The organism is Vibrio sp. 1CM8B (assembly GCF_023161685.1).
In the GTDB taxonomy this organism is placed as follows: Bacteria; Pseudomonadota; Gammaproteobacteria; order Enterobacterales; family Vibrionaceae; genus Vibrio; species Vibrio coralliirubri.
Map to the genome: position 1 here is coordinate 76,681 of NZ_JALNTU010000007.1, position 20,564 is coordinate 97,244.

At 45.3% G+C, this 20,564-nt stretch carries 17 protein-coding genes; 5 read left to right on the top strand and 12 right to left on the bottom strand.

The features are described 5' to 3' along the window. A partial coding sequence (locus tag MSG36_RS15215; protein WP_248368603.1) for an Ig-like domain-containing protein occupies positions 1 to 1,438 on the bottom strand: 1,438 nt, incomplete at its 3' end. A gap of 445 nt (positions 1,439 to 1,883) precedes the next feature. On the opposite strand from MSG36_RS15215, the gene MSG36_RS15220 reads away from it, so the two are divergent. From MSG36_RS15220 to MSG36_RS15235, 4 genes are all read left to right on the top strand, one after another. Further along, complete coding sequence (locus MSG36_RS15220) at positions 1,884 to 3,149, top strand: TolC family outer membrane protein (protein ID WP_248368705.1); 1,266 nt, start codon at positions 1,884 to 1,886, stop codon at positions 3,147 to 3,149. Further along, the gene (locus tag MSG36_RS15225; RefSeq protein WP_059020346.1) at positions 3,149 to 3,766 is read left to right on the top strand and encodes an OmpA family protein; all 618 of its coding nucleotides are present in this window, start codon (positions 3,149 to 3,151) and stop codon (positions 3,764 to 3,766) included. Before MSG36_RS15220 ends, MSG36_RS15225 begins: the two co-directional genes overlap by 1 nt. Positions 3,767 to 3,901: 135 nt before the next feature. Then, a complete protein-coding gene (locus MSG36_RS15230) occupies positions 3,902 to 4,252 on the top strand; it encodes a DUF2750 domain-containing protein (protein ID WP_017062305.1) in 351 nt (116 codons plus the stop codon). 162 nt (positions 4,253 to 4,414) lie between these two features. After that, positions 4,415 to 6,442, top strand: a complete 2,028-nt coding sequence (locus MSG36_RS15235; protein ID WP_248368605.1) for a diguanylate cyclase — start codon at positions 4,415 to 4,417, stop codon at positions 6,440 to 6,442. Here MSG36_RS15235 and queC read toward each other — a convergent pair. Both queC and queE read right to left on the bottom strand, forming a co-directional pair. Then, positions 6,402 to 7,097, bottom strand: coding sequence for a 7-cyano-7-deazaguanine synthase QueC (gene queC, locus MSG36_RS15240; protein WP_017063822.1), 696 nt, complete (start codon positions 7,095 to 7,097; stop codon positions 6,402 to 6,404). The genes MSG36_RS15235 and queC overlap by 41 nt on opposite strands. A 58-nt stretch (positions 7,098 to 7,155) precedes the next feature. Beyond that, positions 7,156 to 7,824 (bottom strand): 7-carboxy-7-deazaguanine synthase QueE, encoded by a 669-nt coding sequence (gene queE, locus MSG36_RS15245; RefSeq protein WP_348983452.1) that lies wholly within the window; start codon positions 7,822 to 7,824, stop codon positions 7,156 to 7,158. Between the two features lie 184 nt (positions 7,825 to 8,008). Here queE and MSG36_RS15250 point away from each other — a divergent pair, with 184 nt between their 5' ends. Continuing rightward, positions 8,009 to 8,818 (top strand): Cof-type HAD-IIB family hydrolase, encoded by an 810-nt coding sequence (locus tag MSG36_RS15250; RefSeq protein ID WP_248368607.1) that lies wholly within the window; start codon positions 8,009 to 8,011, stop codon positions 8,816 to 8,818. Positions 8,819 to 8,918: 100 nt separating this feature from the next. Here MSG36_RS15250 and MSG36_RS15255 read toward each other — a convergent pair whose 3' ends face one another. From MSG36_RS15255 to prpB, 9 genes are all read right to left on the bottom strand, one after another. Then, on the bottom strand, positions 8,919 to 10,331 hold the full coding sequence (locus MSG36_RS15255) for a phosphatase PAP2 family protein (RefSeq protein ID WP_248368608.1): 1,413 nt from the start codon (positions 10,329 to 10,331) through the stop codon (positions 8,919 to 8,921). An 85-nt stretch (positions 10,332 to 10,416) separates the two neighbouring features. Continuing rightward, positions 10,417 to 10,896: a GNAT family N-acetyltransferase gene (locus tag MSG36_RS15260; RefSeq protein WP_061039739.1), complete on the bottom strand. Its 480-nt coding sequence runs from the start codon at positions 10,894 to 10,896 to the stop codon at positions 10,417 to 10,419. Between the two features lie 221 nt (positions 10,897 to 11,117). Further along, complete coding sequence (locus tag MSG36_RS15265) at positions 11,118 to 11,519, bottom strand: glycine zipper domain-containing protein (protein ID WP_017062298.1); 402 nt, start codon at positions 11,517 to 11,519, stop codon at positions 11,118 to 11,120. A gap of 216 nt (positions 11,520 to 11,735) precedes the next feature. Further along, entirely contained in the window at positions 11,736 to 12,182 is a 447-nt protein-coding gene (locus MSG36_RS15270; RefSeq protein ID WP_248368609.1) for a hypothetical protein, read from the bottom strand. A 147-nt stretch (positions 12,183 to 12,329) separates the two neighbouring features. Next, a complete protein-coding gene (locus tag MSG36_RS15275; protein ID WP_248368611.1) occupies positions 12,330 to 14,234 on the bottom strand; it encodes a propionyl-CoA synthetase in 1,905 nt (634 codons plus the stop codon). Positions 14,235 to 14,352: 118 nt separating this feature from the next. After that, on the bottom strand, positions 14,353 to 15,525 hold the full coding sequence (gene prpF, locus MSG36_RS15280; protein WP_248368613.1) for a 2-methylaconitate cis-trans isomerase PrpF: 1,173 nt from the start codon (positions 15,523 to 15,525) through the stop codon (positions 14,353 to 14,355). A gap of 9 nt (positions 15,526 to 15,534) precedes the next feature. Beyond that, positions 15,535 to 18,171, bottom strand: coding sequence for a Fe/S-dependent 2-methylisocitrate dehydratase AcnD (acnD, locus tag MSG36_RS15285; RefSeq protein WP_248368615.1), 2,637 nt, complete (start codon positions 18,169 to 18,171; stop codon positions 15,535 to 15,537). 101 nt (positions 18,172 to 18,272) lie between these two features. After that, the gene (prpC, locus tag MSG36_RS15290) at positions 18,273 to 19,487 is read right to left on the bottom strand and encodes a 2-methylcitrate synthase (protein ID WP_248368618.1); all 1,215 of its coding nucleotides are present in this window, start codon (positions 19,485 to 19,487) and stop codon (positions 18,273 to 18,275) included. A 146-nt stretch (positions 19,488 to 19,633) separates the two neighbouring features. After that, on the bottom strand, positions 19,634 to 20,530 hold the full coding sequence (gene prpB, locus MSG36_RS15295; protein WP_102502603.1) for a methylisocitrate lyase: 897 nt from the start codon (positions 20,528 to 20,530) through the stop codon (positions 19,634 to 19,636). Between the last annotated feature and the right edge of the window lie 34 nt (positions 20,531 to 20,564).

Sequence of the window (20,564 nt, forward strand, 5' to 3'; positions counted from 1 at the left end):
TGAAGTTCAGGCCGTTGCCTTCCACTACGCTGTCATCGTCAGCATCGGTGCCCACTTCCACGCCGGTCACGCTTGGTTTGTCGTTGTCTAAGATGGTGCCTGTCGCCGCCACGCCATCGACCGTCACGATGTAGTCTTCCGCCGCTTCAACGATGCTGTCGTCTACCGTCGGTACCGTGATGGTGAAGTCCGTTACGCCCGCCTCTACCGTCACTAACCCTGAGTCGGCATCGTAGGTCACGCCTGCGCTGAACGTCACTGTGCTCAGATCCACGTCCGCCGACACTGGCAAGTCTAGGGTGTACGTCACTTCCGATTGCGTTGCTTCCGATAACGTCACGTTGAAGTTCAGGCCGTTGCCTTCCACTACGCTGTCATCGTCAGCATCGGTGCCCACTTCCACGCCGGTCACGCTTGGTACTGGTGTAACACCAACATTGACCGTCAGTGTATCGGTACCACCTTGACCGTCAGAGACGATAACCGTGAAGCTATCGCTTCCGTTGTAGTTTTGGTCAGGCGTATAGGTCCAATTACCATTTTCATCAACGACTACAGAACCGTTTGACGGATCTGTACCTTTTGAGAATGTTAACGAGTCGCCATCCGCATCTGTTGCGTTTAGCGTTCCGCTTACTGGGGTATCTTCGTCGGTGGTTACTGAAAGGTCATTACCTATCGGCGCGTCATTTACGGGAGTTACGCCAACGTTAACCGTAATTGTGTCAGTACCACCGTTACCATCATCGACGATAACCGTAAAGCTATCGTTACCGTTGTAGTTTTCATTGGGGGTATAAGTCCAATCACCATTTTCATCGACAACGACAGTACCATTTGATGGATCGGTGGACTTAACGAAAGACAGGGAGTCGCCATCTTCGTCTGACGCTGACAAGGTTCCGCTTACTAGAGTATCTTCATCGGTTGTAAATGAGAGAGTGTCACCGACAGGCGAGTTATTGGTATCAACAAAGGCAGGGGCGCTATTAGTTTGCTCAATCGAGCGGAAAGCATCTAGCAGACTCAAGCTTTGAGTTCGAGACATGCCTAGCGCTTCAAAACCCGTAGTAACGAACTCTGTACCAGGAATAGTTTCTTCGCCATCACGTTCAATAGTCCCGCTAGCAGCCAAACTTGAACCGTTTTGACCAGCTGCCGTTGCGAACTCTTCACCTAGCTCGGTCGGGTCTTGACCTTCTTCTAATGCGGCAAAGATATTCGCAATATCTTGGTCGAGCTCAATTTCGCCTTCTTCTGATGAGAAGCGTTTTGCCGATACCTGAGGTTCATTGGACCCGTTCTGAGATTCAAGAACGACATCCCCTGCTTGTAGTGGTTGGCCTTCTTCTAAGACTTTAATCGTACCATCTACCGAGATAACAATGCGCTGGCCAAGTGCTAATGCACCACCCAAATTCAATGTTGTCATGTCCATATAAACCCCTAAAAAAGCATTTCTTGTCTTTAACGTCAAAATAGTGACATTATATTTATAATATTAGTTAGAATATAACATCTAAACTCATATAATTCCTAGTTATGTATCGAGCATTTAACATACTGAGTGACAAGGTAATGACGGTGATCACATCACACAATAATCTAAGTGCTCACATTCACAATATAAGTTATTGTGTTTGCGAAAAATAATTGAGTTAAAAATACAAGATTGAAGCGCTTAAAATCATCATAAAACGCACACCAATCGGTTAACATTTTCACAACCATTTACGAGCGCCAATTTAGCGATCGTGGTTTTTTTGGCGGTTCATCTAAATTTTGCATATAACGGCACAAATTCAATACTTAGATGTGAGCTTATTTTAGGGAGACGCAAATTGAATAGGCTTCAAATAACAACATTGGGGTTAGCTATAAGTATTAGCTTACCGACAACAGCACAAACCTTAGAGCAAGCCGTTGCGTTTACTTTAGAAAGTAACCCTGAAATCAAAAGTGCTTATAACGAATATATCAGTAAGCGTTATCTTAACGACGCTTCTGGTGGTGCTTATCGACCAAGTATAGACTTAGATGGTGGGATTGGTTATGAACATACTGATCTTGTAACCAACCAAGACACAACAGATCTGACGAGAAAAGAAGCAACGATCACCTTGACCCAGTTGATATGGGATGGTGCTAATACATCCAATGATATCGACCGTACTGCCGCTGATGCAGAGTCTGTGCGCTATCAGCTACTATCTAACGCGCAAGACATCGCTTTAGAAGTCACAAAGGTTTATCTTGATGCAGTGAAAGCCTATGAAGTGCTTTCTCTTTCGGAAAGTAACTTAGCGACGCACAAAGAGATATATAACGACATTCGTAAGCGCGTGGAATCAGGTATTGGTTCAACCGCAGATATGTCACAAGTTGAAGCTCGTATTGCGAAAGCGCACGGGAATTTGCTAGCTGCTCAAAACAACCTTTTTGATACACATACACAGTTTAAAAGACTTGTTGGTCAATCTCCGTTAGGGTTAACCTTCCCCCGCGCAGATGTGGGCGCGATTCCTTATACCGTTGATGGTGCGTTAGCAAAAGCGTTTAACCAGCATCCAGTCATCAAGATTGCACAAGCCGATGTTGACTCAGCCAAATTCCAATACAAACAATCCAAAAGCACCAACTACCCGACTGTTTCTTTTGAAGCTGCCCAAACTTGGCGCGATGATGCCGGTGGTACTCCTGGAAGCAGTGACGAGTTTTCTGCCATGGTTCGTTTAAGATACAACCTTTACAACGGTGGTTCGGATCAAGACCGTGCAGAGAGTGCTGCTTACCAACTCAACAAAGCCAAAGACCTTCGCGAAAGCACTTACCGCAATGTAGAAGAGAGTCTGCGTCTTTCATGGAGCGCACTTGATTTAACGGTTCAGCAAAAAGAGTTCCTATCTGACCACGTAGACTCGGCATCAGACACGGTTATCTCGTATGAGAAACAATACCGCATCGGCAAACGTACCCTTCTCGACTTACTTAACACTGAGAATGAATTATTCGAAGCTCGTAAAGGCTATTTAGACGCTAAGTATGACGAGCAATACGCAAAATATCGCGTAATGAACGCAACTGGTAACCTACTCATCGGTTTACGAGTTGAGATCCCAGAAGAATGGAATGAAAAGGTGGAATATTAATGAAGCTTACCAACACAGTATTATCGCTTTGCTTCATGGTTGTATCTGCCAATGCTTTAGCTGAAAACAGCGAAGATGAATTCGAATATCGTGCTCTTCCGCCTGTTACTCAAATTTACGATCTTCAAGATGATGACAATGACGGTGTAATCAACGCGCGAGATTTATGTCCCGATACACAAATTGGTGCTGAGATCGATAACGACGGTTGTGGATCATATTTCGAGTCATCGGAAAAGAAAGAGTTGCATATACTCTTCGCTAATAATTCAACGGAAATAAACCCTGTCTTTCTAGGGCAGATACGCCAAATGGCTGCGTTTTTGAAGCGCTACGAAAGTACCAGTATTGAATTGCAAGGTTATGCCAGCAAAGTAGGCAACGCGGCACACAACCTAAAGCTTTCGAAGGAACGTGCATCGCATGTAAGACGTGCGCTAATCAGCAACGGTATTCAGCCATCTAGAGTCAACATCGTCGGTCATGGTGATTCTGAATTCAGCAGCGATGACACTCAAATCAATCACGCACTGCATCGAAAAGTTGTTGCTTCCGTTGTTGGATTTAAGGGTAATATCAAAGAAGAATGGCACATCTTCACCAAAATTAAAAAGTAGGCGTACCCTGCTTATACCGTACTGAAACGTTATCTTAAGTTAACGTTTCAGTATGGTGATAATTCCTTGAATAGCATATACCTAAGCCGTCTATAATGTTAATCTTGCCACGTTATCAACATAGAGAATTAATCCATGAGCAAACTAACAGCTGATACTCAAGCAAATCTAGAACTTTTCGTTTCTGAAACACAAGAAACTAAACTGGTATGGGGCCTTCGCAACGAAGAAGGTTGGCTAGCATGTGACTCAAGTGAATTCGAAAACAGCGAAGTGATGCCATTCTGGTCTTCAAAAGAAGATGCTCAAACTCACAACGTTGAAGAGTGGGCTGACTTCGAAGTATTAGAAATTCCACTAGATATCTTTGTAGAAGATTGGTTACTGACTCTTGCTGAAGACGGAGTTCTTGTTGGTACTAACTGGAATGCAACATTAGAAGGCAAAGAACTTGAGCCTTCTGACCTAGCGAAATTATACATCTAATTTCCGATATCGGTCGCGCGAATCGTGCGACCGATATACCTCTGATTAGTATCAATAAATTAGAGACCTACCTCGCATAACCTCGTAGCCGCACCATTCAAAATTTGAAGCAACATCAAACTAATAATAGAATATCGTTCTTTATCTGATTGATCGTCTCTTGTGAATCACTTCGTTTTTGTTACCTTTCTACTATTCATTAGCTTTTGTTCTTATAGCCAAGTATCAACATCAGATCGTGACCACAATTCACCAGTCTATACCTCCAATCTAAGTTCTACTCCAAATGCTGATTGGAACGCGCTTTATCTCTCTACTTTAAACCACTCTCCTGAGCGCGCATTAAACATGCTGCAAACACGCTACATCGGCTCAACGGTTTATGGAGATAAGCTTTACCTTGCGTCTCTTCTGTATCAATACATGAGCCACCGAGATCAGCCGTTTTACGGAATCGCTTCAAACGACAGCGACTACCAAGCGATAGAAACAGCGTTTATTTCTGCTCTGATGAAAGACGGCAAAGGCCAATATGAACAAGCACAACAAGGCTTTCTAACACTTTTGGCGAAAATGCAATCTCGCAGTGATTTAACTGGTAAAGCCTTACTAAAGTACCAGCTATGCCGATCGCTTAACGAACAAGCTAAATATCATCAAGCAAACTATTACTGCTCTGCGCTTCAATCAGATTTACATGACATCGCTGACCCTGTATTGCCAAAATTTGGGACTTATCGAGTCATCGCCAACAATCACCATTTCCGCAGTGACTATCAAGCTTCACTAGACACCTACCTATCACTGATAAACGTATTTCCACAAGGACATGATATTTCAGGGGTTTACAACGATGTGGGTAACTTGCTCAAAGAATTAAAGCAATATGAAAAATCGGCGGAGTATCTAGATGAAGCTCTCATTCTCAGAGCAAACGCTTCAGATTTAATGAAAGCACAAGTGCATCACAGCCTTGCGGATCTCTACCTTAACCAAGAGCAAAGTGACCTAGCAATTCACCACTTTCAGACAGCAAGAACACTGTTGAGCGCAACGTCGCATAGCTACGGTATCGCACTAACAAATCTTGGCTTAGGAAAAGCATACACTCAAACGAAAGACTATGATGTGGCGAGAGCCTACCTAATCGAGTCTCTTTCAGCTTCGAGCGAACTGAGCAATGATGTCATTCGCATCAATGCTTACTTGGCGATCAGCGATATGTTCGAAGAACAGAAACTGCCAACTGAAGCGCTCAACTATGCTCAACAAGCGCTAGAAATAGCAGAACGAGTCAAAAGGCATAAATACATCGCGCAGTCACTTCTGCAGCTTTCAGATATTCATCAATCACTCGGCGATTACCAACAAGCTTTCTATTTCTACCAGCGATACTCATCAATACAAATGGAAGCTAGAGACATAGATAATAGACTCGCACTCGAAGCACTCGGCTTAACGCACGCCAAATATGAGCAGGAACTGGAAAGCTCTTTCCTGACACATCAGGCGAAAATCGACCGCGTTCAAATTGAAAAAATGGAACATCAAAGATGGATGTACAACATCATTGTTATTTTGTTGCTTTGTGCTGCAAGCTTTACGGTATTGGTAAACAAAACGGTTCGCGCAAAAGCAGCAATTGATGACTTAACGAAAGCATATAGCCGAACTGAGATAATTCGAAGAATCAAAAGAGTGAAACGCTGTAAAGGGACGGACAAACAGCATGTGCTCGTGCTGTTCGATCTCGATAAGTTTAAGAAGATTAACGATGAGCATGGGCACCCTACTGGTGACCGAGCCTTGGTCCATATTAGTGATCAAGTTAGAAAACACTTAGTGAATGGTGAGTTGTTTGGTCGCTTAGGGGGAGAAGAATTTGTCATCATGTTAACCGATACCCAACCAGCAGAGGTACGAGAACGCGTTGAAGAGTTGCACTACGCCATTTCAAGCACTGTCTTCTTATCAGAAAGCAAAAAGTCACTTAATGTGACCGCGAGTTTTGCTTATCTAGCAACCTCAAACGCATTAAGTGACTTTGATGACTTGTATTCAGTGCTTGACCAAGCGCTCTATCAAGCCAAAAGCAACGGTCGAAACTGTATTATTGATGCATATAACGAACCGATTGATCTACCTGAAACTATTTGTTCTCAGCCTGTTTGCGAACCAACTCAGCCATAATGCTTTCGCGATCACCGAGGTAATCGTTAAGGCCAACTTTACGTAGTTCACATGCCGGACAATCGCCACAGCCATCACCAACAATGCCGTTGTAACAAGTCAGTGTTTTGTTTCTAACAAGTTCAAGTGCTGAGTACTGGTCTGCTAGCGCCCATGTCTCAGCCTTGTTTAACCACATTAGCGGTGTTTTGATATCAAGCTGCTTATCCATACCTTGTACAAGTGCAGAGTTCATCGCCTTCACAAAGTCATTACGGCAATCAGGGTAACCAGAAAAGTCTGTTTCACACACACCTGTAATCACGGTTTCAGCACCTATTTGGTAAGCGTAAATACCCGCTAGAGTTAGAAATAGAATATTACGACCAGGAACGAATGAATTCGGCAGCCCATTTTCTTGCAGTTCATGAGACACAGGAATATCGTCACGAGTCAGAGAGCTAATAGCCAGTTCATTCAATAGAGTCACATCCATCACTTTGTGCGCTTTCACACCAAGCTCTTTCGACAATGACTCCGCAACTTCAATCTCGAGTCTATGACGCTGACCATAATCAAACGTAATCGCATGAACTTCATCATACTCTTTTAATGCCTGAACAAGACACGTTGTTGAGTCTTGACCACCACTGAATACTACCACTGCTTTTTTCATCTTAAATCCTTACGAGAACCTTCTACTAGCGACTTATCTTGCCCAGTAAAAATACAACCTATGCGATGCTCAAATATTTGTGAGTTTGTATTGATAAGCGCCAATTGCGCTCAATGCAGGTATCAATACAAAGCTGAGTAGCGCGGTCTTTTTGGCTGATTGGTTGCAGAGCGATAACAGTGTCGCTAGCAACCGCAGCTCGCTCCAATAAACCGTCAAGTTGTTCGATGTCTTTGCTTGTACCTACTGGATGCTTAATTTCGTTAGCACGTTGTAAAGCGCTATCTAAAATTTCCAGTTTCGCTTTCATCGCCACCTTCGGTGACACCGTAACCCAAGTGTCCGATGTGGCTTTAACTTCTGATGTTCCGCTAGTCTCAACCTGACAGCGACAACCGTGCTGCTCAAATGCTTCAGTAAGAGGAACAAGATCATAAATGCATGGCTCACCACCAGTAATCACAATGTGCTTAGCAGTGTAACCTTGCTTGATATATTCATTCACGATTCCTTGAGCATCGATTGCTGACCAAGTAGGTGAATCTTCTGTCTTAACCATAATATCGCCAAGGCTGGTTTCATGTTCTGGCAACGCTTCCCAGGTCTGTTTGGTATCACACCAAGAACAGCCCACTGGGCAAATTTGCAGACGAACAAAAACAGCGGGAACGCCAGTAAACACGCCCTCACCCTGAATGGTTTCAAACATCTCATTAATCTTGTACAACTTTCCCTCAGCTCAATCATTTGATGAAATTAATCAACCGCAGACCTTAAAGCACTTCCCCCTTTTGGTCAAACAAATGAGTACTGATAAATGAGTTGATCAAAGCCCTAGCCTGAACTTTCAAGTTCCCTTATCCTTTCGCCCATAGATTTCGTTAGCTTTTAATTTTTTAGTAAGGAACAACATGTACAAACTGATTGCTCTTGATATGGATGGCACACTACTCAACAGTGAAAAAGTGATTTCTCAAGAGAACAAAGACGCAATCGCCAAAGCACGAGCTGCAGGTGTGAAAGTGGTTCTCGCTTCTGGTCGCCCTTTAGAAGGCATGCAAAGCAAATTAGATGAGCTTTCGATTGACGGCGAGGATGACTTTGTACTCTTCTACAACGGCTCTATGGTTCAGAACGTATCGACAAAAGAGATCATTCACAGTGAGATCAGCAACGGTAAAGCCGCAAATGAGATTGCTGCCCTCGCTGAAGAGCTTGGTGGTTATGTCCATGCTTTCAGCAAGATCCACGGCTTAATCACACCTGAGAACAATGAGTACACTGGTATTGAAGCGCGTATTAATGGCTTAGATATTACCGAGTTCGACTTTTCTAGACTAGAAGATGACCACGAAATCATCAAAACTATGATTGTCGCTGAACCAAGCAAGCTGACTGAAATCATCAGTAAGTTGCCACAAGAGCTTAAGACTCAGTTTACTATCGTACAAAGTGCACCATTCTTCTTAGAGTTCCTAAACCCGAAATCAAACAAGGGTGTCGGTATTGAAGCGATAGCGAAACACTTAGGCATTAAAGCGGAAGAAGTCATCTGCATGGGTGACGCTGAAAACGATCACCATATGCTTGAATACGCAGGCCTTGGCATTGCAATGGAAAACGCAATGGAAGAAACCAAGAAACTGGCGGATCACATCACAGCGAGCAACGACGACCATGGTGTCGCAGTCGCGATTGAGAAGTTTATTTTCAACTCATAAACGCTCAACAGGTTCTAATGAGAATTACTTTTTGCTTGTTGCAGAAATGACAAAGGCTGTGCACTGCACAGCCTTTTTGATTTTGTGTTAGTCGAGTCGATTACTCTCTTTTCCATGGCAGACGAAATGCCACCACACCAAACAGAATCAATATTGGGAAACGTAACGTTTCAATAATAAATGAAGCAATACCACTGAAAGAGACAAAGCTTCCAGCCCAGCTAATCAGCAGATTTCCCGCTAACAACATAGCCATCACTCCAAGAACGATCTTGAATGAGAACTGACCAACCAAAGGTTTCGAGTCTGTTAACGTCACTAGGCATGCAATCGTCATCAAAATCGCCACCCAGAATGAGAATGTTGGCAGTGGCCATATCACCGTGAGAACTATCGAAAGTAAGCACAATGCCCACCAAACACCTTTAGAACTCAATAAAGCACTAATATCAACATCCGGTTTCGCGTCTAGTCTCACGATATGCCACGTCGTTAACGCGCCTAATACACCGCCCATTAATACATCGCTAAAAAACGCACTGCCTGAATAAGACTTAAATAGCATGATCCACAGCAGGCCAGCGAGCACTACCAGAATAGCTTTTTGCTCCAAGAGGCGCTTTAGTTTCCAAAAGACTAACAAGGTTAAACTAACCCACAAGGCAGCTAACAGACTTGGAAAACTATACCCACTGCTCATCACCAGTTTCAATGTTGGCAAGTAAGCGTGTGGACGTGGAAAACCAAAACCTTGGTGCGCGATTAAAGTAAGTAGTGTCACCGAGATCAAAGTAAAGCCAAACTTCAACGCGAAGTTACGGCCAAAGTACCAAGCAATTAGCGGCAATATCACAATGAAAACCCATGGCTTCGCCAACAAGTCAGTCAAAAGCACAGTATTCGCAAACACGCTTGGCATCTTATCGAACGCGTTTTGAAGCGACACAATCCAATTTAATTCAACTTGATGGACTTTGGGTGCTGCGCCCACCAGCTCAGTCACATACGTCACCGGTTGGTCTGTCGCGGATAGAAAGAATTCGTTAATCTCAGACCACTGTTCTGGATAGCGGTATTGGTGATCTTGTAATTCAGTAGGAGGAAGTAACATCGCTCGGCTGACTTCCACGCCGTAATGAGGCGCAAACCAAATCGGCAGCTCAAAGCCACCTAACTCATTTCGAGCCTTGTAACTGATCACTTCCGAGTCAGAAATACAATCAAACACAACGGCACTGTCGGTATAACCCAGTACATCACCGACCGTTACCGACAAGCCTGCCTCTTCCCACGTTTCACGTTGCGCCGCGACTGCTGGCGGCTCACCTGAAACAACAGTGCCTCCCGGTAGAGACAATTGACCTGTGATCAACTCATCAACCAACACGATTTGGTTATCAGCACGTACTACACACAAGGCGCCCGCGATATGATCGGGTAAGGTGTTGCTTGCCCAAGCGGAAGTAGTACTCAAAAGAGACAGTATGAAAACTAATAAATATCGAATAACCAACGAGTTTACCTAAAAATAATAGAAGAACATTGAAGACTGCTGTTGCAGTTGAACTATTGTAATCAAACCCACACAAAATCGCTGTCTACGTTTTGTGCAAAGCCTTCCTCATCCATTGAATGTGAGGTGTGAACCCCATTTTTTGATAGAAGTCCTTGGCAGGTGAATTAAAGTCCCAAACTTCTACAAAGACTTGTTCAACCCCATAATCATCAAAAGTACTTTCAACTTTACTAAACAACTTTTCTGCAATTGATTCTTTTCGATAATCAGGCAAGACAAACAGCTCATCGACACTCCCCATCGGCACTGGTTTACTTACCGTTGAGATAAGCTCACAAAAATGCCCAGAGATAAAGCCAACAATGAGCTCACCTTTTAATGCCACATAAACCAAACATTCAGGATCATCCAAGTATCGTGCAATGCTTTTTTCCTGCTCAATCTCTTCTGCCGTTTTAAAGTGCTCTGGGCTAGCAAGGTGGTGGTGATGGTGGAGATCGAACATTAACTCGTTAAGTTGTTCCAAATCCGCGTGCTTTGCGGCCCTTAAGGTGACATTCATGACTATTGCGCTTCTCAAACCAAATTAATATCTAAACTGAGTCTAGTTTACTTGGCGTGAGTATCTATACAAGTTATTGAATTAATTCATTGTTTGAAGTGTGTATTTTAGATACAAAAACGGCCACATTACGTGGCCATTCTGTTTGAATGATTTTGAATTAAACGAATATCGAAGCTATGGTTTTTGCTGTGGCTCTGGCTTTTGCTGTAGCTTCAGCTTTATGCACCGTTATCTTCTTTCTCTTCTTTGAGATCAGCAAGCTGTTGTTCTAATTCAATAAGCTTAATTTCCGCCTCTACTTCAGCAACTCGCTTTTCTGCATCGGTGCGATTGTCTTGCGCTAGACCATCAGCAGTAACTTGGGTTCGTTGTGCGTTTCTTGCATCGTCCGTATCTTTCATTGAACCCGCAACACCACCGGTCACACCACCTAATGCAGCGCCCTTCACGGCTAAACTCGCATCTCCAGTTAGAGCGCCGGCTGTTGCTCCTAATAAAGCACCACCTACAGCACCACGATTACGTGCGGCATTCTCATTTTCGTTATCCATTGCTGGTGATGCGCAACCAGAAAGAGTCACAATCAGTGTCGCTAAAAGAAAAGGTTTAGTGAATTTCATAGGAGTCTCGCTTAGTTCTTCGTTTGGAGTAGAGTCATCTTAAGCAGAACCGTTAATGAGATAAATAAAGCCACGTTTAGACGATACATCATGTTCAGTTATGTATTTTCATCCATCGCATAACTGCTTCGTGATATATAGCTTTGAGCTCGCTTTATCCTCACCAACAAAAAAGGCGACCAAAAAGGTCGCCTTAAGAATGATTGCCGTTCAGGTTTAGCCTTTGGACCAAAAGTTCTGCATATCCGCAGCACTTGGAGGTGGTCTTACGCCACAATCTCGATAATGATTTTTATCACCTATCCCCAGTATTTTACCATTTTCATCATTAATCATCGCTGCGACTTTCACACCATCACCAACATGGCGGGTCAACACGACAATTTCACCGGCTCTTTCAGACCTTACTGCGCCTAGGATTTGATATTCGTAGCGGCCTTTCCTTGAATTAACGATCATCTTCGAGTTAATCGGGTCGGCTTCATACCCCACACCAATATCAAAAACCGCTTGATAGAGATCGACTCCAGTCTTTGATACACATTTAAATACCTTGGGATGACTCAAAGGTTCTAACAACGCTCTACTCGCTTCATCCTTTGAAATACTGGCACTAGCAGCACCACTGACCAATAAAGCAATCAACAAAAAGTAAGCTCGCATAAAAAGACCTCAATATGTGGGATTCATAATGAGGTCATAGTTAACGCAATGGATAAGCAGATGAATAAACTGGCGTTTAGGTAAACCATCACGCTGGCTTATGTATAAAGCAACAAGCCGAAGATCAGATTACCTAAACAACAAAACTTATTTACCGAGCTTTTCAGCAATTTCCGTTAAGCTGGTTGGGTCGTCAATCGTCGAAGGCACCACATATTGTTCACCTTCTGCGATCTGTCGGATCGTTCTACGTAAAATCTTACCGGAGCGTGTCTTAGGCAGTCTCTCAACAACCAAGGCTTGCTTAAAACAAGCTACCGCGCCGATCTCATTACGAACCTTGCCAACCAACTCCCTTTGCAACTCAATGCCATCGACTTTTACGCCATCTTTCAGCACAACTAAACCAAGTGGTAGCTGCCCTTTTAAGTCATCGTGAATCCCGACTACCGCACATTCTGCAATAGCAGGGTGACCACCCACGATCTCTTCCATTTCTCCCGTAGACAGACGATGCCCCGCCACGTTTATCACGTCATCAATACGACCCATGATAAATAGATACCCATCTTCATCGAGATAGCCACCGTCCCCAGAAACGTAATAGCCCGGGAATTGGCTCAGATAGCCGGATTCAAACCGATCATGATTACGCCATACCGTTGGCAGACAACCGGGTGGCAACGGGCGTTTAAGAGCCACAAAACCTTGTTGATTAGGTTGAGCGACTTCACCGAGTTCATTGAGAATCTCCACTTGATAACCCGGAACAGGTTTAGTGGAAGAACCCGCTTTCACTGGCAAAGATTCCAGCCCTGTTGGATTGGCAGAAATAGCCCAACCCGTTTCTGTTTGCCACCAATGATCGATAACCGGCTTATTGGTATGAGATTCAACCCAATCCAATGTTGGCGGGTCCAAACGCTCTCCCGCCATAAAAATAGACTTGAGCGATGATAAGTCATACTTGGTGAGCAACTCGCCTTCGGGATCTCCTTTCTTAATGGCTCTAAATGCCGTTGGAGCAGAAAACAATACATCGACGTTGTACTCTTCACACACACGCCAGAATGCGCCCGGATCTGGCGTTCGTACAGGCTTGCCTTCAAACAAAATGGTCGTGCAGCCATGAATCAATGGCGCATACACAATATAGGAATGCCCCACTACCCAGCCGACATCAGAAGCCGCCCAAAACACGCCATCTTGCGGCATATCGTAGATAGTGCTCATCGAGTATTTCATCGCGACCGCATGACCACCATTGTCACGCACCACACCTTTTGGCTTACCCGTTGTGCCTGACGTGTAAAGAATATACAAAGGATCGGTTGCCAAAACAGGAACGCAACTGTGTGGCAATGCATCGTTAACCGCTTGCTGCCAAAGTACATCGCGTTCATTGTTCAATTCAGCTAAAGCTTGCTCTCTTTGAAATACGACCACTTTCTCAGGCTTCCAACGGCTGTCCATGATCGCGCGATCGACCATCGGCTTATATGGCAAAACTTTGTTTATCTCGACACCGCAGGAAGCAGTAATCAACACCTTCGGCTCGGCATCTTCAATTCGAACGGCAAGCTCATGAGGAGCAAAACCACCAAACACCACCGAATGCACCGCGCCTAGTCGTGCACAGGCCAACATTGCCATCGCCGCTTCAGGAATCATTGGCATGTAGATCACCACACGATCGCCTTTGGTAACGCCTTGCGTGGCTAACATACCTGCGACTTTTGCCACTTGGTCACGCAATTGTTTGTATGTGTATGAGGATTGATTTCCTGTAACTGGGGAGTCGTAAATCAGCGCGGTATTATCACCTCGCCCATTTTCACAATGATAATCAAGCGCCAGCCAGCAGGTGTTCATTACCCCATCAGGAAACCAGCGTTCAATGCCATTCTCATCAGTTTGTAAAATTGTTTTTGGTGGTTCAAACCAATCAATGGCTTGTGATTGTGTTTCCCAAAACGAATTTGGGTCTTCCCTCGCCCATTGGTACTCGGTGATATAATCGGTTTTTCTGTTCATTCGATTCGTAGCAGACATAGTGCCTCCTCCATGATTTATCCATTTGTCCAAGCAACTAACTTTTAGCAGCGTCAGTTGGGTGCACTCTTTTCTCAGCGTAGTGTTCGTGAACATTTAACCGTTCACGACAGTCGCTTTACTTGGGAAAAGGCACACGAATGGCACCTTCCATGATCACTCGGGCACTACGACTCATTATCGCCCTTTCAATTTTCCAACCGCTTTCCGTTTGAATAGCTTTAGCACCCACTTTTAAGGTTCCTGACGGGTGTCCAAAGGTCACAAAATCTCGGGAACCCTCACCGGCTGCCAAGTTAACTAAGGTGCCTGTTACACTTGCCGCTGAAGCAATAGCAACCGCAGCCGTACCCATCATGGCATGGTGCAATTGCCCCATAGACAAAGCACGTACTAGAAGGTCGGTATCTTCGGCAGCTACCGATTTTCCACTGGAAGCTTGGTACGCTTGAGGCTTAGCAACAAACGCAACTTTAGGTGTATGTTGGCGTGATTCTGCTTGTTCTAAAGAATCAATCAGCCCCATCGCTACTGCACCATGTGCTCGAATGGATTCAAACAGAGCCAAGGCTTTGGTATCACTGTTAATATCCGATTGAAGCTCTGTGCCTTGATAGCCCACAGCTTCAGCATCAACAAAAATGGTTGGTATCCCTGCATTAATGTAAGTTGCTTTGATGCAACCCAGATCTGGAACATCTAAAAAATCGACAACATTCCCTGTCGGAAACATTGAACCACTCGCATCGGCTGGGTCTAGAAAATCGACTTGGATCTCCGCGGCGGGGAAAGTCACACCGTCGAGTTCAAAGTCACCCAACTCTTGGACTTCACCATTAACGATAGGCACGTGAACAATAATGGTTTTCTCTATGTTCACTTGCCATACTCGCACCTCGACCACACCGTTTTCTGGATTACGATTCGAATCGACCAATCCACTATGAATAGCGAATGGACCTACAGCAGCAGACAGATTGCCGCAGTTACCGCTCCAGTCAACGAACGGCTTATCTATTGCCACTTGGCCGAATAGGTAATCAACATCGTGATCGGCTTTACTGCTTTTCGAAACAATAACGGTTTTACTGGTGCTGGATGTTGCACCACCCATACCATCGGTTTGCTTGCCATAAGGATCCGGGCTGCCAATCACACGCAGAAGTAATGCGTCTCGAGCTTCTCCGGCGACTTGCGCAGCTTCAGGTAAGTCCTCCAGATTGAAGAATACCCCTTTACTGGTACCTCCACGCATATAGGTTGCAGGTACTTTGATCTGTTTAGGGTTCATAACCAGCTCCTACTGTGCGAGAAAGTCTTTAGCAAAACGCTGCAACACACCACCAGCGCTATACACATTCACTTCGTCCGCGGTGTCTAGTCGGCAGGTCACAGGAACATCCAGCTTTTCACCGTTTTTACGAGTGATGACTAGAGCCAAATCAGAACCTGCTTCAATGTCGCCGTACACGTCGTAAAGCTCGGTGCCATCCAACTCTAAGGTATTGCGATTCGTTCCTACTTTGAACTGCAGAGGTAATACACCCATGCCAACCAAGTTAGTTCTGTGGATTCGTTCAAACCCTTCTGCCACAATCACTTCAACACCCGCTAAGCGCACCCCTTTGGCTGCCCAGTCACGTGATGAACCTTGTCCGTAATCCGCGCCAGCAACGACAATCAAGGGTTGCTTGCGATTCATGTAGGTTTCTATCGCTTCCCACATTCGCGTAACCTGTCCTTCTGGCTCAACTCGTGCCAATGAACCTTGCACGACTTCTCCAGCGTCCTTCACCATTTCATTAAACAGCTTCGGGTTGGCGAATGTTGCTCGTTGCGCGGTTAAGTGATCTCCTCGATGGGTCGCGTAAGAGTTAAAATCCTCTTCCGGCACTTCCATTTTGGTGAGGTATTCCCCCGCCGCGCTCGAAGCGAGAATCGCATTTGATGGGGACAAGTGATCCGTAGTGATGTTGTCCCCCAGAATAGCCAAAGGCCTCATACCAGATAAGCTTCGTTCTCCCGCCAAAGCCCCCTCCCAATAAGGTGGCCTGCGAATATAGGTACTTTGAGGTCGCCAGTCATAAAGTGGTTCAGTCGTTGCCTGATCCTCACCTGGCTGGAACATTTTTACGTAGATTTGTTGGAATTGCTGAGGCTTAACATGCTCACCGACAACAGCATCGATCTCTGCATCACTCGGCCATAAATCACTTAAGTAGATTGGCTTGCCGTTGCTGTCAGTGCCTAAGCTGTCTTTCTCAATATCAAAGCGAATCGTGCCCGCTAAGGCGTAAGCAACCACCAATGGCGGTGAGGCTAAGAACGCTTGTTTTGCATAAGGATGGATTCGACCATCGAAGTTTCGATTCCCTGACAACACAGCGGTTGAATACAGGTCGCGGTCGATGATCTCTTGTTGGATTTTAGAATCCAACGCCCCACTCATTCCGTTACATGTCGTACACGCATAACCGACGATACCAAAGCCTAATTGTTCCAGCTCAGGAAGCAAACCTGCCGACTCGAGATAGAGCTTGGCAACTTTAGAACCTGGAGCAAATGATGTTTTCACCCACGGCTTACGAACTAATCCAAGTTGATTGGCTTTCTTAGCCACCAATGCCGCGGCGACCACATTTCTTGGATTACTGGTGTTGGTACAAGAGGTAATAGCTGCGATGATCACCGCACCATCAGGCATCTGCTCGTCGCTGTACTGCTTAGCATGCTGCTCTTTCCAAGATGTTTGACTGATACCTTGCTGAGCCAGCTCTCTGGTTGGCAAACGGCGATGGGGGTTCGAAGGGCCAGCGAGGTTTCGCTCGACCTTCGACAAATCAAACTCGAGTACACGCTCATATTGAGCAGAATCGAGATCGTCAGCCCACAACCCTGTTTGCTTAGCGTAGCGTTCGACTAATTCAACCTGTTCAGGCTCTCGGCCAGTGAGTTTCAAATATTGAATGGTCTGTTCATCAATGTAGAACATACCCGCTGTCGCTCCGTACTCTGGAGTCATGTTGGAGATGGTTGCGCGGTCACCAATGGTCAGCGCACGAGCCCCTTCACCGAAGAATTCCAAATAGCTTGAGACCACTCTCTCATTGCGAAGGAACTCAGTAATCGCAAGCACAATATCCGTTGCGGTTATCCCTTCTTGTCGTTGACCCGTCAGTTTAACGCCTACAATATCAGGCAAACGCATCATTGACGGACGACCGAGCATCACTGTCTCGGCTTCCAAGCCGCCCACACCAATCGCAATAACGCCTAGGGCATCAACGTGCGGTGTATGGCTATCGGTACCAACACATGTATCAGGAAAGGCGATGCCTTCTTTGGATTGAATCACCGGAGACATCTTCTCCAAGTTGATCTGGTGCATGATCCCGTTACCCGCAGGAATTACACTCACATTTTTAAACGCGGTTTTACACCATTCTATAAAGTGAAAACGGTCTTCGTTTCTGCGCTCTTCAATCGCTCGGTTTTTATCAAACGCTTCACTATCAAAGCCTGCGTGTTCCACGGCTAACGAGTGATCAACAATCAATTGAGTTTCGACTACTGGATTCACCTTGGCAGGGTCTCCGCCTTGGTCGGCAATCGCGTCTCTTAATCCAGCCAAATCAACCAAGGCTGTTTGACCAAGAATGTCATGACACACTACGCGCGCAGGATACCAAGGAAAATCTAAGTCGCTCTTGCGTTCAATGATCTGTTTTAAGCTGTCTTCAAGGGTTTCAGAATCACAGCGTCTTACCAATTGTTCCGCCAACACTCGCGACGTATAAGGCAAGGTTTTATAACTGCCCGGAGATATCGCTTCTACCGCTTCGCAAGCATCGAAATACTCTAAATGGGTTCCGGGTAAAAGTTTCCGGTACTGATTTTTATCAAAGTACTGAGCTTGTTCAAGTTTTACATCAGACATACATCCACCATTATCTGTTAAATTCTATTCTTTGGTTCTCGAGGCCTTATCACATGAAGAGAAAAGTCACCTCGAGATATAAGTCGGTTCGATATAGAGGACTAACGTAAATGGATTGGCAGCCAGTCTTGATGCTCTGGCCCGGTGTAGTCTGCACTTGGACGAATAATTCGATTGTTTTCTCTTTGCTCGAATACGTGTGCCGTCCAACCCGTAAGGCGGCTCATCACGAAGATAGGAGTAAACAATTTGGTTGGGATGTCCATGAAGTGGTAAGCCGATGCATGGAAAAAGTCCGCATTACAAAACAACCCTTTCTCGCGCTTCATTACCGCTTCAACACGCTCAGAAACGGCGTAAAGCTGCTTATCTCCCACCTCTTGAGCTAACTCTTTTGACCAACGCTTTATTAGAGCATTTCGCGGGTCGCTTTCACGATAAATGGCATGACCGAAGCCCATGATTTTGTCTTTGTTAGCAAGCATCTGCATGATGTTAGTTTCTGCTTCATCAGCGGTTTGCCAATCTTGGATCATTTCCATCGCCGCTTCATTCGCACCGCCATGTAAAGGGCCTCGCAGTGTGCCAATCGCTGCTGTGACACAAGAGTGGATATCCGACAGCGTTGATGCACACACACGAGCGGCAAAAGTCGAAGCATTAAACTCATGTTCCGCATACAGAGTTAGCGAGCAGTGCATCACCTTCTTGTGAAGTTCACTCGGTGCTTTATCCGTTAGCATTTTCAAGAAGTAGCCACCCAGACACGCTTCACTTTGATCTTCAGTGTCAATGCGCACGCCATCATGACTAAAGCGGTACCAATAACAAATAATGGCAGGGAAAAGTGCGAGCATTCGTTCGGTCGCAGGCAGTTGCTCAGAAAAATCAGACTCTTGCTCTAGATTACCTAGCATTGAACAACCCGTTCTCATTACATCCATTGGATGAGCGTCTGCGGGGATCAGTTCTAAGGCCGCTTTCAATGGTTGAGGTAAGCCGCGCAGACCAACCAACAATGTTTTGTAATCGTCTAACTCTTTTTCACTGGGTAAATGACCTCTTAGTAACAGATGCGCCACTTCTTCGAACTGAGCATGATTAGCAAGATCGGTAATATCATAACCACGGTAGGTTAACCCGGTTCCTGATTTTCCGACCGTACATAGCGCCGTGGTTCCCGCACTCTGGCCACGAAGACCAGCACCACTGATTGCAGGTGCGCTGGCTGGTTTGCTTTCGGGTTTTTCGCTTTGTTGTTGGTTTTCTGTTGAAGCCTTATCGACAGCTGCTTTATCACTCAAAGATACAGACATGGTGAACTCCTTTTCTGTGTTAGTCGCCTGCACTCTTTGGTGCTGCCTGTTTATGTGTCCGATGATCTTTATCATCGGTACTGGATATGGCGACTAACCATTTCACGTTATTGGATTAAGTTGATTTTTGATTAATTGAAACCGGTTTACCCTTCGCTTGAAAACAACTGATCAAGCTTGTTCTCGTAGTCGTGGTAATTCAGGTGTTCGTAAAGCTCTTTACGGGTTTGCATTGAATCCAATAGAGCTTCTTGATTGCCTTCAACTAACAAGTGCTTGTAAACATTCTCCGCCGCTTTATTCATCGCGCGGAATGCACTCAATGGGTAAAGCACCATGTCGACACTTGATTGGGCTAACTCATTACAGTTGTAGAGTGGTGTTTGGCCAAACTCAGTGATGTTCGCAAGAATAGGCACGTGTTTACCCGTTGCTGATTTCAGCGCTGCCGAGAACTTCACGTATTGATCGAGTTGATTCATCGCCTCAGGGAAAATCATGTCAGCGCCCGCTTCAACACAAGCAATCGCCCTTTCAATCGCGCTATCAATGCCTTCAACCGCCAATGCATCGGTACGCGCCATAATCACAAAGCTCTCATCGGTTCTAGCATCGGTTGCCGCTTTGACTCTATCGACCATCTCTTGTTGGCTCACAATCGCTTTATTTGGTCGATGACCACAGCGTTTTTGCGCGACTTGGTCTTCCATGTGAATCGCAGCTGCACCCGCTTTTTCCATCGCTCGAATGGTACGTGAAATATTAAACGCTCCGCCAAACCCCGTATCGATATCCACCAGCAATGGCAGGTCACACGCGTTGGTAATACGTTCAACATCCACCAACACATCGTTCAATGTCGTAATACCTAAATCAGGCAAACCATAAGACGCATTGGCGATGCCTCCACCCGACAAATAGATCGCCTGATGCCCCAAGTTCTTTGCCATCATCGCGCAATACGGATTCACCGTGCCGACGATCTGTAATGGGTCGTTGTCTTGCACAGCTTGTCGGAATTTAGCTCCTGCTGATAACTTCATAATGACGCTCCCTGTTAATTGTTAATTTCTAATC